The sequence below is a fragment of the Anaerobacillus alkaliphilus genome, from assembly GCF_004116265.1.
GTDB lineage: Bacteria > Bacillota > Bacilli > Bacillales > Anaerobacillaceae > Anaerobacillus > Anaerobacillus alkaliphilus.
In genome coordinates this window covers 519,525-531,622 of record NZ_QOUX01000001.1, presented here as the reverse complement: position 1 = coordinate 531,622, position 12,098 = coordinate 519,525, and the positions used below count along the sequence as shown (strand labels likewise).

The following is a 12,098-nucleotide window of genomic DNA, read 5'->3' as shown; positions in this document are numbered from 1 at the left end:
ATTTCACTTTAGTCCTCCATAAATAAACGGGCATAATACATAGACTCTTCATCTAATTTATTTTCAGCTTCTACCTCTTGAAGTCCTTCTTGCTGTGTCTCACTAGACACTTGAAAACTTCCAGAGACATTAGGCACTGGTTTCCGCTCTTTTTTATCCACATTAAACCCTCATTTCAAGTTGTGTACAAGCTATCGCAAGTTGTTGCGATAGCTTCTTTGTTTATTTATCGTTATTATCTACATTACAATCATCACAATTTAAGTCTTGCGCATCATTTTCTTCTGCAAATTCAGTATTAACGTTTTCAACGTTTACTTCATCATTGTTTTTACGATTGTCGCGCTTTCTGTTTTTAGCCATTGCTTCCACCTCCATTCACTGTTATTATTTCAAATCTAAACACAAGCATGCTACGAGTTGTAATTCTTTTCACTGACAATTACACTAATATCTAGAAACACTAAGGAGGAAAATAAGTGTCTGGATTTCATCAAAAACCTAATACCTATGTAAGTGAACTAACATTGAAAGTCCAAGATCTGAAACGATCGATCGATTTTTATCAAAGTATTGTTGGCTTTCAAGTGCTTGAAGAAACATCGACAAAAGTTCGTTTTACGGCAGATGGCACGCGAGCCATTTTAACAATAGAACAGCCAGAAGATATTCTTCCAAAGCAGGAACGAACAACTGGTTTATATCATTTTGCGATCCTCCTACCAAGTAGAAAAGAGTTAGGTAAGTTTATTCAACATTTAGCACAAATGGCCTTTCAAATCCAAGGAGCAGCTAATCACGAAATTAGTGAAGCCATTTATTTTGCTGATCCAGACGGGAATGGAATTGAAGTATACAGCGATACCCCGTCCTCCACATGGCGCTGGCAGAATGGTCTCATTGAAGCTGAAAATAAATCACTAGATTTTATGGAAGTTGTTGCAGAAGGGAAAGGAGAGACTTGGACAGGTCTTTCACCAGAGACAATCCTAGGTCATATTCATTTACATGTAGCAGATATGGATAAGACCGAAGAATTTTACTGCCGTGGACTTGGCTTTGAAGTAGTCATTCGAATGGCAAATCACGCGCTATTTTTCTCCACCGGAAACTATCACCACCACATTGGGACAAACATTTGGAACGGTTTAGGTGCACCCAAACCATTGGATAACAGTGTAGGACTAACACACTTCACCATTATTTTCCCAGATGAAGAAACAAGAATCCAAGTGGCAGCAAACATTCAAAAGTTAGGATATGAGGTAACCAATTTCACTACGACCTACCCTTCTGGAAACAAGATTGAACTAGGTGTGTAGCGAGAATAACGAATAAAAGGAATAGGCACGCTGGAATTTTCCTGCATGCCTTTTCTATGATTGCGTCTTTCCAAGAAGAGTTCGACTGCCTGTCCTAATATACCCGTTACCCTTTGAATTATTTCGATTGTCTACGATAATCAGCATAACGTAATGCCTGATTAATCGCCTTATTAATCTCGAGGATGTTTACATAATGTTGTTTATCCTTTAATATCACTCTCTTTTTATTACCATCTTTCAATCGAAACTGAAGAGCATAATACTCTTTTTGAGGTAAAGTAATTAAAAGTGTAACCAAAAGAATAATTAGTCCAGCCAAATCAAAATAATTAGAAGCTGTAAACAAAACGTTTATATCTATCAGATCTGTGAGTTGACCCTCACGAATTTTCCCTAAGAAGATGCAGAAAATCCCGACCAAGGCCAAGGCCATGTTGATCGTTTGATCAGGTTTTCCTACATAGGCTTCTCCACTCATTAAATCATTGACCTTTACCGTCACATGAGCAATTTGGACAAAATCATCAGCTACAACAATTTTACCGTCCTCGCTCTCAAAGTAAATAACATCGCTCATTTCTCCACCGTCCAATATTCTTCGTTAGAAAATTATATGAAAAGGTGGACAAACTTATGTTACATTCGTGTGGAAATTTTTCCTAGCAATTTTTCTTCGTGAGGCGTAAGATAATAGTACGTATTTTGGAGAGAGAGTTAGGTGATGATTATGAGAGAAATTGCGATAGGAATACTTGCATCTATGTTTTTCGCAGTTACCTTTATTTTAAACCGCTCAATGGAGCTTTCTGGTGGTAGTTGGTTGTGGAGTTCTTCGTTACGATTTTTCTTTATGGTTCCACCACTCATACTGATTGTTTTATTACGGAAAAACTTAAGACCACTGTTTCAAGCGATGAAAAATCGACCACTCCCTTGGTTAGTATGGAGTTTCACGGGTTTTGTGCTTTTCTATGGACCCATTACGTTCGCAGCTGCCTATGGACCAGGATGGTTAGTAGCTGGAACATGGCAAGTAACAATTGTCGCTGGGATATTACTAGGTCCTTTATTTTTTGAAACCCATGGTACCCAGAAAGTTCGTAAAAAAATTCCGCTTCGTGCACTATATATTTCTGTATTTATCCTAATAGGAATTGTATTAATACAACTTCAAAACTTAGGTAGTATTACACTAAGCTTACTAATTATTGGTGTACTCCCTGTTCTAGTAGCTTCCTTCGCTTACCCACTCGGAAATCGTAAAATGATGGATGTTTGCGGTGGAGAATTAGATACGTTTCAGCGTGTTCTAGGTATGACATTAGCCTGTCTCCCGTTTTGGTTTATCATTGCGATTATCGGCTACGTTCAAGTAGGACCGCCAGCGAGTGGCCAGGTAATCCAATCCGCTATTGTTGCTATTTGTTCTGGCGTTATTGCAACTACGTTATTTTTCGTGGCAACTAACAGAGTAAGAAACGATCATCATAAATTAGCCTCTGTTGAAGCAACACAATCAACACAAGTGATTTTTGTCATGATTGGGGAAGTGTTGCTACTTTCAAGTCCATTCCCTAATATCTTTGCATCCATTGGTCTTTGCATCATTATTATTGGTATGCTGCTACACAGCTTAGGGGTAAACAAACCTCAGAAGCTCCTTACTACAAGTGTTAAAATAGCAAAATAGGCGTCAGGGAATCTCCCTGGCGCTTTCTTTTGAGAAGGCTGTTTTCGCAAAGTATGTTGCTTTCGTAAAAATCCCATAAACCGGATTTTTACACAAAATATTAAGAATTCACAACTAATTTAGTAAGTATTGCTCTTTTCTTACATAATTTATTGGCTGATATCTTCATCTAGGGTATTTTTCCGATAATTTTAGGATAGAAAAGCCACAATGTTTACGAAAAGAGCCTTTGAGAAAAAAATGTTTATTTAATTATTCTGTTCATAAGTTTAGTATGGTTATTAGAAAAATGATTTTTCTCACCATTAACACTGCCCAACCCCATTTTATTTCGAAGCGTTGAGGTTTTGTACATACTACTATTGTTTCCAACAAAAACTCCTGAAGAATTTGTGATACGATTAATTTCAATGTTCGAGAATGAAACTAGACTTTTCATCGCTACACCTGCCTATTTGACTCAACTCTTTTATTCTATTCCATTTGTAATTGAAGGTGATTTATAAATGAAAACAGCACCCTTTTCTCCAGATAGGGTGCCACTTTTAAATACTAAAACGTATGGGCTAAATCCTTAGCACGTGCGATTGCGTTTTCTTTAATTTCTTCTGCTTTATCTGGCATTGCTGCATGCCCTTCCACAAACAATCCCTCAAAGGAAGGTACTCCAAAAAATTGCATCATAATATCTAAATAACGATGACCCATTTCCATTTGAGCTGCAGGACCTTCTGAATAAATTCCACCACGCGCTTGAATATGCAAAGCTTTTTTGTCCGTTAATAAACCAACTGGCCCTTGCTCTGTATATTTAAACGTTTTACCAGCAACAGCAATTGAGTCAATATATGCTTTTAAGACAGGTGGGAATGAAAAGTTCCATAATGGTGTGACAAAAATATATTTATCCGCAGCAATAAACTGCTCACATAATTCCGATAAACGCCCAACTTTTCCTTTTTCCTCTGCAGAAAGCTCATCAAATGCTTGTCCAGATCTTAATTTTCCCCAACCGCTAAATACGTCGACATCAATATGAGGGATATCTTCGTTATATAGGTCTAAATTGATTATTTCGTGGTCAGCATTTACTTCCTTATATGTATCAAGAAATGCTTTGCCAACTGCCATACTATAAGATTGCGTATCATCATGAGGATGTGCTGTAATGTACAATACCTTCGTCATTATTCTTCCTTCTTTCCTTTAAAATTGTGCATTTTAGTTTTTGCGAAAAAAAGGATACTATGCGACATAAGAAAAAGCTGTCCTCGTTATAAGACAGCTCTTGCTTTAAGTTATTTGGTTTCAGACCCTAAGTATGGATTGCCACTAATAGTTGCTCTCATTTCGTCAGTTAACGTAAATGGTTCATTAACAGAATTAGCATTTGAAGTGTCGTTGTTCTGTATGCTGCCATCATAATGATTTGGTTTCCCTTCCATGTTGTCACCTCCACTTCTATAGCTTATACATTATTTTACTGAATATTTACCACGATAGAAAGTGTTTTTCCGACTTTTCTGTAAAACTATTTTCCCCCAAATTCCTCATCATTCTCCGTTGCTAACCTAGACTTAATGATTTCTTGGACCCACTCTGGTATATCTTCACTAGTAGGTGAGTTCGTAATCATATCAATTATATGAGAGTCTGATAAAATTGACCTTAATCCCTCTAGTGAATTGTTGTCTCCAGTAATCGAACCAAAACCTTGATTATGTTTTTTATTGCTCTGAAAATTACTCGGAAAATTATTCCCCATATTTACGCATGAGGCACCTTCAATCGTACCAATTCGAATATTGCCAATGACAAACTTCGGAGAGAATGATGACATGCTCGACCTCCCTTTTACTTTTCATTTGCTTCGAGTTCAATCACAACGCTTTTATTATCTTTTATCTTATTTTGATCACCAGAGACAGAACCCTGCCCCTCATTAATTTTAGTGATCGCTTTAGCTCCATGTTGAAAATTATCTCCCGTAAAAAGACCGGATGTTTGGGAGATTGTATCAATTTTAATCGTTTGAAAACGTATTTCCACCATCGTCTCACCCTTTCAAAATATGGATTTCCACTAAGCCATGGTTTTGGAATGTAGCAATTTTTTGAAGTGAAAAAGGAAAAGGTATTAGTACTTTTCTCTGAAACGTTCCAGTGAACCTTTCGGACAATTCCAATTCTGCTTTAGGAAAAGGGTAACGATACGGAATTTCTCCATGTAAGATTATAGACTGTCCCTCTTTTTTGAGCTTCACATGGTTTTCTACCTCGATGCCTGGAAATTCTGCGAAAATAACGACTCTCTCACCGTTACAATATACATCAATAGTCGGGCCACGTTTTGGGATCACATCCTTCATCTCATCCCAAAAATCGTCACCTAGTACTTCTTCAATATCATCATGAACTTTCTTCCAGTTAATAGGTTCCTTCAAATGTATTCTCGCTCCATTCACCATACCATTTCCATATGTATATGCGAAAAAACTCTAAAAAATTTTATAATAAAAGGTGGACTAGCTAAATAGGATAAATAATGGGGGTGGATAGTTTGGATGCTGAGGTTAAGAAAGAAGTACCTTCTTTTCAGGATATAATTGAAGAACTTAAAAGAAGAGAAACAGAGAAAAAGCACATTACAATAAATATCAATATTCAAGAAATTAAAGAAATTAATATACAAGAGTTTTATTTAGACCAACTCTCATATCACCTTGACCGACTAGATATTAAAGACTTGAGCGGAGCATTAAATCTGGGGAACAACTTTGGTGGAAGAGTTGTTAAGGGCATTGAAAAGTCAAAGCCTAAGGCGAGTTTTTCCGTGGTTGTTAATGGTAAGAACATTCCGTTTAAAGTAATTGATTATTATCAATAAAAGCCGTTACCTCTAGTTTCTAAATTAGAAGTAACAGCTTTTTATTATGCTCAACATTTCACATAATTACTTTAAAAAAAAGAATTATTTCGCTGGTATGATATTTAAGCTTCGTAAGTGTTTAATGATAAAGTTTGAACTCAAAACTGCAGCACACACTAAGAATGTAAACAACGTACCTGCATTTTGATAGTTACCACCGTAGATATTTACAATCACTCCTAAAAAAGATGGTAAGACAGCTAATGCTGCAAAAATTGAAAGATACGAGATAATAAATGCTATAATTCCCTCTACAACTAAACTAATTTTTCTCATTTTCAACACTCCTCTGAAATTTATAAATTGTTTCTTCTATTACTTTTACTATATCATGGCAGTTTTATAGTGAAAGTAAAATCTGTGTCTACCTTGCGACTCTTTCTTGAATAAATTGTGAAATACTTCACATTTAAAGTCATATAAAAAACACTTAAATAATTAAGTGTTTTCCATTAATCTAACAACGTTTTAAGTTCACTCAATTCACTCTCTGATAAATACCGCCACTCACCAACTGGTAAATCTTTAATCATTAAGTTCATGATCCGAATTCGTTGCAGTCGCTCCACATGATAGCCAAACACTTTGCACATTCTCCGAATTTGTCTGTTAAGACCTTGTGTTAAAATAATTCGGAACACATTGTCACTGACTCGAGACACATGACATGGTTTCGTTGTTGTATTCATAATGTCTACCCCAGAGGACATCCCTTGTATAAATTCATCTGTGATTGGTTTATTTACCGTTACAATGTATTCTTTTTCATGATTATTTTCAGAACGAAGAATTTCGTTAACAATGTCACCGTCGTTCGTCATAAGCAGAAGCCCATCCGATTCTTTATCTAATCGACCTACGGCAAAAATCCGTTCAGGATAATCCATATAGTCAATGAGGTTTGTTTTAACCTCTTTACTAGCCGTGCATGTTATCCCAGCAGGCTTATTTAAAATAATATAGACGTTTTCTTTTTTTCCTTCAATCGGCTTACCATCAATTAAAACTTGATCACTAGGTCCAACTGAGTCCCCATAGCGACAAATGGTATTATTAATCGTAATTCTACCAGCTGCGATTAGGCGTTTTGTCTCTCTTCTAGAACAAACTCCAGTTATGCTAATAAATTTATCAATAATCATTTAAGTCTCATCCTTATATGTGACAATATTCTCAGTCCGTTTATTCTAACATACTTATTTATAGAAATGGACTAGAAATATTTAATAAATCATGAACGAATGATGACTTTCGTTCCGATCGGGACGATACTAGCAAGTTCATTTACGTCATGGTTGTACATACGTATACAACCTTTAGATACAGCCTTTCCTATCGATGAAGGGTCGTTTGTTCCATGTATTCCATAGTGTTTTTTGGATAATGACATCCACATCGTTCCAAAAACACCACCTGGATTAGGAGCCTTATTGATAATAACAAACTCTCCAGTAGGAGTTTGATGGAGAATTCGCCCAACAGCAATTGGAAACGTTTTTACGATATCAGTATGTTTCCGTAAAGTTAATGTGCGATTACTTATAGATACCAAAATTGAGTAATAAATGGTACTAGGATCGGGAATTCCAGGAATTGAAATCTGTTGGCCAACATAAATCACATTTGGATCAGCAATGGCATTAGCTGAAATTAGAGACTGCACAGGTATACGAAAGTCTTCGGCAATACTTATTAATGTTTCTCCTGGTTTCACAGAGTGTCTATGATTCACTTAAATCCCCCCTTTAGGGATATGATAGGTTATTTTATGTTACCTAGAAGGAATAGGGCACTAAAAACTAGCTTTTTGCCTATAACATTTATCTGTTTACTATCATAATTTGTACTATAACCTAAGAAAGGGGTGTTTGTATGGGATATTATGGTGCCCCAACTTATCCTGCTGCACATATGTATGATCCTTGCTGTCCTACACCGATGGCTGCTCCTGCCTACGTTCCAGCCTACCCAGTTGCACCAGCTAGAGGCGGTGCTGGTTTTGGCATTGCCTTAGTTGTCGTAGTCGTAATTTTATTGGTTATTTTAGGAGCTCTATATTTATACAGAACTCCAGGTGCACCTGTATAGGGAAGGAATTTATTCATGATAGGCGTTGCTGACTGAAAGAAGCAGCGCCTATTTTGTATGATATAGTGCTACTTTGCTGATTTAATGGTTATGCTACTCCTTTTTACCATTAACTAGGCGAATCGTGTAACCGAGATCCTTCTCACTTACTGTTTTTTCCACCATTTAGGAGAATAGTGTAATCGGCAGCTTCCTCGCTGCTCCTATTTACCATTATCTAGGCGAATTGTGTAACCGAGATCCTTCTCACTTACTGTATTTTCCACTATTTAGGAGAATAGTGTAATCGGCAGCTTCCTTGCTGCTCCTATTTACCATTAACTAGGCGAATCGTGTAACCGAGATCCTTCTCACTTACTGTTTTTTCCACCATTTAGGAGAATAGTGTAATCGGCAGCTTCCTTGCTGCTCCTATTTACCATTATCTAGGTGAATTGTGTAACCGAGATCCTTCTCACTTACTGTATTTTCCACTATTTAGGAAAATAGTGTAATCGGCAGCTACCTTGCTACTCCTATTTACCATTATTTAGGAGAATTTTGTAACTGAGATCCTTTATCGGCAGCTTTCTTACTACTCCTATTTACAACTCTACTTCCCGCTCTCCCCACCACATCAAAAAAGAAAAAGACGCAATCACTCATGCGCCTTCTCCCCATAGAACTAATATTCCTCATAATAACTTCTGCGCTTCTTCTGAGCGTGGCATGCATCGCAAATTGGAAAAATGAAATCCCACGGAAGGATCTTACCACAGCTTTTGCATTTCTTCGTTAATGCTTTTACATCTGTTTTTAATCGTTCATGAACATGATCGCTAATTTCCTGCCGTAGACGTTCCCAGTAAATAGCCTCTGTTCCTCTGTTCAATCGATATAAGAACAGCAAATGCAACCCTAACGTCTTGTATGACAATTCCAGCTCCTCAAGAGTCCCTCTTTTAATCACGGGCTCTGGTAAATCCTTGCCTCGAACAATCGCAAACATCGTATCGCGCCATTGCTTGATTAACTCTGGATCCTTCTTGGAGAATGGTAAGTGTAAAAATCCGTAAAGATCCATCATCGAAAGACGACCTTCCACCTCTGTATCACGGATCGTTGCATATAACTCTCGCTCTTCCGATAATGAAGCTTTCTTCGTTCCTTTTGGACTTTCAAACTTATACCACATCTCAAAAAATTTACTGAGATCACGATAATATTTTTGGAATCGCTCAAAAATCGAATTTGTTGGTGCTATTGCGAACGTTGATATTAATACATCTTCCTGCTCTAACAATCGTTCCATTGTTCGGATATCTTTTGTAAAGGCAACCTTCCCGGTATCATAAATCCCTTTACGACCAGCTCGCCCAGCAATTTGCTTCACTTCTTGGGAAGTCAAACGTCGCCTTCTCGTCCCATCAAACTTTTCATTTTCTAAAAATACAATTCGGCGGATGGGTAGGTTTAGTCCCATCCCGATCGCATCTGTGGCTACAATGACCTTTGTTTCGCCAGTATTAAATCGTTGAATTTGTTTTTTCCGTGTTTCAGGTGGCATACTGCCATAGATCATGCTAACTGAATGACCGTCATTTTCAAGCTTTGACGCTGTTTCCAAAACACGTCTTCTAGAAAAGCAAACAAGTGCGTCACCTTTTTTCGTATGCTTAATATTAAATTCCTTTTTTTCAACTACTAACGGGATATCCCGATAGTACTCATGAATTTCTATTTTCGAATTACCCAATAGCTCAACAATCATTTCTCTAGCGTTCCAGCTACCAATGATATGAACTTCCCGGGCATTTGCTTTTGTTATCGCTTTGTACCAAGAAAACCCGCGATCTTTGTCTGCAATCATTTGTGCTTCATCGATCACAATAATGTCAAAAAACGATTTCTCGTGGAACATCTCTACCGTACAAGCTAGGTGACTTGCCCCTTCCACCTCTTTTTCTTCTTCCCCTGTTTTTAGACCACAAGGTACTCCTTCTTTATTCAATTTATCAAACACCTCTAAGGCTAATAACCGAAGCGGTGCTAAGTAAAGACCAGTGTCAGCTTTTTTCATTTCATTTAGAGCGTGATGAGTTTTCCCGGTATTCGTTTCACCAATATGAAGAACATAGCGAATATTTCTCCCAGTTGATGGACTATATTCTCTACCGAAAATATCATCAAGCATTCTTGCTTCTTCTGCCTTCTTCCGTTCAATTTCAGCTAATTCTTCTTGTTTCCTTCGTTCCCGATTCCGTAAGTCATCTTCATATACTTGCTCGTGATCATCAAGGTCAAACGGAATGTCCACAAGCTTTAGTAAATCCTCAATATACTCTTCTTCAATCTTTAAAAAATAATCCGATTGAAGCGCAGTTATATAGTCATCTAAAATCTCAGTTAACACATTTTCAGTCAATTTTAGACCAGTGAGTTGTTCAAATTCCTCAAGAACAGTTGATGGTAGTTTGCCTAATACCCAATTTGAGACAATTTCTGAAACATATTCATCAATCAGTGCGACATAACGGTAACTGTAGGTCTCATATTCCCATCGGTACATCTTATGAACTGCACCTGTTAATTCTTGAAAAAATGTTTCCATGGTCGAGTACTTAGATGCATCAAACTTGCCCTGCTCCACTAACTTTTCTTCGATTTTATAGGCTTCAACTTGCGAATACTTCGAGTTTTCCCTAAGATCCTTAACCAGTATTGACGAAACGAAATTCCTAACAAACAAATAAAACGTATCGTATTCCTCATCAATTGACTCGGTTGCTACAAGTTCAATTTGGTCATAGAGGACGTGTTTTTTTTGAGCTAATCGTTCTTCCTCTAGTCGCTTTAAAAAATTAGCTCTGGCAACAGGATGTCTTTGTTTCCATCTATCCGAATCATTTTCAAATTGAACTACTAACCAATCCACCACGTCAAAAGGGGAAAATAACATCATTTCATTACGAAACAACTTATTAATGAGCTTTTTATCTACATTCTCTACTTCATAGCCATTTTCACTTAATAGCCGTTTTTTTTCTTTTCTTGGCACATCATTATTTGTTAAGTTAAGCCAAATGTTAAACCAAATTTCACCCAAATATTTATAACGTTCTTTTTTATAATCTTTAAAATCTGGAGCCACTTCATGGGTTTCAAGAAAGCGATCAATATCTTCTAAAACCTTTGTCTTCGTTCTTTCCACTGCAATTGGATATAAATTCTCAATTCGATTTATCATTTTACTCTCCTTTCTATGTAAATGATCAATGTATTGAGAGGAGATGGTTGTTCCTAAAAACTTTTTATTTATTAGTTTTTACATTATCACACTATTTATGTTAGTCCTAATTATATGTGCATCTGCCCAATTATTGTCTAATCCGCAAATATCTAATACCTAGTTGCAAACTAGTGCATATGCTGTAGTAACTTCACAGGAAGGTGGTGTTAGTTAATGTACGGATACGGATATGGTGCTGGTTATGGAGCTGGATGCTACCCAGCTGCTGCTCCTGTAGCGCATACAGGTGGATTTGGCCGTGGTTTCGCGTTAATCGTGGTTCTTTTCATCTTATTAGTAATCATCGGGGCTGCTTGGGTAACTCCAACTGTCTAATACCAAATAAAGATAGAGCGCTGACAAAAAGGCGCTCTCTTCTTATTCTCCAAGAAAATGGTTTTCCCTTTAAAAACTTAATAAAGTGAGCAGTCATAGCTTTTTTTTTCAGTGAATAATCTTTTTAAGAAGAAGAAAAATAGTCAACATGGGCAAACTATGAGATAATAAAATAATTACAAAGAAAGAAGGTAACTAATTGCGAAACAAAAATAAATTTCAGTCCAACGATAAAGCTACCCTTAAATCAACTGGGGAAACGGTAACTATTAACAAGTTTAGTTACGTTCCAAACATGAAGAGATATTCCTATACGGTTAAGGAACACCCACAAACCTTCTACTTTGAAGAAGAATTACAGGAATTAACTACATAAAAAGGACTCACTTAAAGAGTCCTTTTTTTGTGCTTGGCTCTTTTCGTAAACATTGTGGCTTTTCCCCCCTAAAATAATCGAAATATC

At 36.9% G+C, this 12,098-nt stretch carries 18 protein-coding genes; 6 read left to right on the top strand and 12 right to left on the bottom strand.

Features of this window, described 5'->3' with window-relative positions; genetic code table 11:
* Positions 1-8: 8 nt before the first annotated feature.
* Together DS745_RS24465 and DS745_RS24460 are read right to left on the bottom strand one after the other, a co-directional pair.
* Positions 9-161 (bottom strand): hypothetical protein, encoded by a 153-nt coding sequence (locus tag DS745_RS24465; RefSeq protein ID WP_161568155.1) that lies wholly within the window; start codon positions 159-161, stop codon positions 9-11.
* A gap of 61 nt (positions 162-222) precedes the next feature.
* Entirely contained in the window at positions 223-363 is a 141-nt protein-coding gene (locus tag DS745_RS24460) for a hypothetical protein (RefSeq protein ID WP_161568154.1), read from the bottom strand.
* A 116-nt stretch (positions 364-479) separates the two neighbouring features.
* On the opposite strand from DS745_RS24460, the gene DS745_RS02820 reads away from it, so the two are divergent.
* Positions 480-1,322 (top strand): VOC family protein, encoded by an 843-nt coding sequence (locus DS745_RS02820; RefSeq protein ID WP_129076679.1) that lies wholly within the window; start codon positions 480-482, stop codon positions 1,320-1,322.
* Positions 1,323-1,440: 118 nt separating this feature from the next.
* On the opposite strand, the gene DS745_RS02815 is transcribed toward DS745_RS02820, so the two are convergent.
* Positions 1,441-1,902, bottom strand: coding sequence for a DUF6232 family protein (locus DS745_RS02815; RefSeq protein WP_129076678.1), 462 nt, complete (start codon positions 1,900-1,902; stop codon positions 1,441-1,443).
* 150 nt (positions 1,903-2,052) lie between these two features.
* On the opposite strand from DS745_RS02815, the gene DS745_RS02810 reads away from it, so the two are divergent.
* The gene (locus DS745_RS02810; protein ID WP_129077026.1) at positions 2,053-3,015 is read left to right on the top strand and encodes a DMT family transporter; all 963 of its coding nucleotides are present in this window, start codon (positions 2,053-2,055) and stop codon (positions 3,013-3,015) included.
* A gap of 552 nt (positions 3,016-3,567) precedes the next feature.
* Here the strand turns inward: DS745_RS02810 and DS745_RS02805 are convergent.
* From DS745_RS02805 to DS745_RS02790, 5 genes are all read right to left on the bottom strand, one after another.
* A complete protein-coding gene (locus DS745_RS02805; RefSeq protein WP_129076677.1) occupies positions 3,568-4,203 on the bottom strand; it encodes an FMN-dependent NADH-azoreductase in 636 nt (211 codons plus the stop codon).
* A 110-nt stretch (positions 4,204-4,313) separates the two neighbouring features.
* Entirely contained in the window at positions 4,314-4,460 is a 147-nt protein-coding gene (locus tag DS745_RS24850) for a hypothetical protein (protein WP_196121179.1), read from the bottom strand.
* Between the two features lie 86 nt (positions 4,461-4,546).
* Positions 4,547-4,855 carry a hypothetical protein gene (locus tag DS745_RS02800; RefSeq protein WP_129076676.1) on the bottom strand — a complete coding sequence of 103 codons (309 nt, stop codon included), beginning with the start codon at positions 4,853-4,855 and terminating at the stop codon, positions 4,547-4,549.
* Positions 4,856-4,869: 14 nt separating this feature from the next.
* The gene (locus DS745_RS02795) at positions 4,870-5,064 is read right to left on the bottom strand and encodes a hypothetical protein (RefSeq protein ID WP_206662908.1); all 195 of its coding nucleotides are present in this window, start codon (positions 5,062-5,064) and stop codon (positions 4,870-4,872) included.
* Between the two features lie 7 nt (positions 5,065-5,071).
* Positions 5,072-5,458: an Hsp20/alpha crystallin family protein gene (locus tag DS745_RS02790; RefSeq protein ID WP_129076674.1), complete on the bottom strand. Its 387-nt coding sequence runs from the start codon at positions 5,456-5,458 to the stop codon at positions 5,072-5,074.
* Between the two features lie 116 nt (positions 5,459-5,574).
* Here DS745_RS02790 and DS745_RS02785 point away from each other — a divergent pair, with 116 nt between their 5' ends.
* Complete coding sequence (locus DS745_RS02785; protein ID WP_129076673.1) at positions 5,575-5,901, top strand: hypothetical protein; 327 nt, start codon at positions 5,575-5,577, stop codon at positions 5,899-5,901.
* An 84-nt stretch (positions 5,902-5,985) separates the two neighbouring features.
* Here the strand turns inward: DS745_RS02785 and DS745_RS02780 are convergent, their stop codons facing one another.
* From DS745_RS02780 to DS745_RS02770, 3 genes are all read right to left on the bottom strand, one after another.
* Positions 5,986-6,219 (bottom strand): hypothetical protein, encoded by a 234-nt coding sequence (locus tag DS745_RS02780; RefSeq protein ID WP_129076672.1) that lies wholly within the window; start codon positions 6,217-6,219, stop codon positions 5,986-5,988.
* Positions 6,220-6,395: 176 nt separating this feature from the next.
* The gene (locus DS745_RS02775) at positions 6,396-7,085 is read right to left on the bottom strand and encodes a pseudouridine synthase (RefSeq protein ID WP_129076671.1); all 690 of its coding nucleotides are present in this window, start codon (positions 7,083-7,085) and stop codon (positions 6,396-6,398) included.
* Positions 7,086-7,174: 89 nt separating this feature from the next.
* Positions 7,175-7,675, bottom strand: a complete 501-nt coding sequence (locus DS745_RS02770) for a L,D-transpeptidase family protein (RefSeq protein WP_129076670.1) — start codon at positions 7,673-7,675, stop codon at positions 7,175-7,177.
* Between the two features lie 140 nt (positions 7,676-7,815).
* On the opposite strand from DS745_RS02770, the gene DS745_RS02765 reads away from it, so the two are divergent.
* Positions 7,816-8,031, top strand: a complete 216-nt coding sequence (locus tag DS745_RS02765; RefSeq protein WP_129076669.1) for a sporulation protein YjcZ — start codon at positions 7,816-7,818, stop codon at positions 8,029-8,031.
* A gap of 664 nt (positions 8,032-8,695) precedes the next feature.
* Here the strand turns inward: DS745_RS02765 and DS745_RS02760 are convergent.
* Positions 8,696-11,254, bottom strand: coding sequence for a DEAD/DEAH box helicase (locus DS745_RS02760; RefSeq protein WP_129077024.1), 2,559 nt, complete (start codon positions 11,252-11,254; stop codon positions 8,696-8,698).
* Between the two features lie 219 nt (positions 11,255-11,473).
* Here DS745_RS02760 and DS745_RS02755 point away from each other — a divergent pair, with 219 nt between their 5' ends.
* On the top strand, positions 11,474-11,635 hold the full coding sequence (locus tag DS745_RS02755) for a YjcZ family sporulation protein (protein WP_129076668.1): 162 nt from the start codon (positions 11,474-11,476) through the stop codon (positions 11,633-11,635).
* Positions 11,636-11,834: 199 nt separating this feature from the next.
* Complete coding sequence (locus DS745_RS24845; RefSeq protein WP_196121178.1) at positions 11,835-12,011, top strand: hypothetical protein; 177 nt, start codon at positions 11,835-11,837, stop codon at positions 12,009-12,011.
* Positions 12,012-12,098: the final 87 nt, after the last annotated feature.

What these genes read in the sequence shown, in the direction of transcription:
- DS745_RS24460 (WP_161568154.1), bottom strand. Translation starts at nt 363, where the DNA reads ATGGCTAAAAACAGAAAGCGCGACAATCGTAAAAACAATGATGAAGTA.
- DS745_RS02815 (WP_129076678.1), bottom strand. Translation starts at nt 1,902, where the DNA reads ATGAGCGATGTTATTTACTTTGAGAGCGAGGACGGTAAAATTGTTGTA.
- DS745_RS02810 (WP_129077026.1), top strand. Translation starts at nt 2,053, where the DNA reads ATGAGAGAAATTGCGATAGGAATACTTGCATCTATGTTTTTCGCAGTT.
- DS745_RS02805 (WP_129076677.1), bottom strand. Translation starts at nt 4,203, where the DNA reads ATGACGAAGGTATTGTACATTACAGCACATCCTCATGATGATACGCAA.
- DS745_RS24850 (WP_196121179.1), bottom strand. Translation starts at nt 4,460, where the DNA reads ATGGAAGGGAAACCAAATCATTATGATGGCAGCATACAGAACAACGAC.
- DS745_RS02800 (WP_129076676.1), bottom strand. Translation starts at nt 4,855, where the DNA reads ATGTCATCATTCTCTCCGAAGTTTGTCATTGGCAATATTCGAATTGGT.
- DS745_RS02780 (WP_129076672.1), bottom strand. Translation starts at nt 6,219, where the DNA reads ATGAGAAAAATTAGTTTAGTTGTAGAGGGAATTATAGCATTTATTATC.
- DS745_RS02775 (WP_129076671.1), bottom strand. Translation starts at nt 7,085, where the DNA reads ATGATTATTGATAAATTTATTAGCATAACTGGAGTTTGTTCTAGAAGA.
- DS745_RS02765 (WP_129076669.1), top strand. Translation starts at nt 7,816, where the DNA reads ATGGGATATTATGGTGCCCCAACTTATCCTGCTGCACATATGTATGAT.
- DS745_RS02755 (WP_129076668.1), top strand. Translation starts at nt 11,474, where the DNA reads ATGTACGGATACGGATATGGTGCTGGTTATGGAGCTGGATGCTACCCA.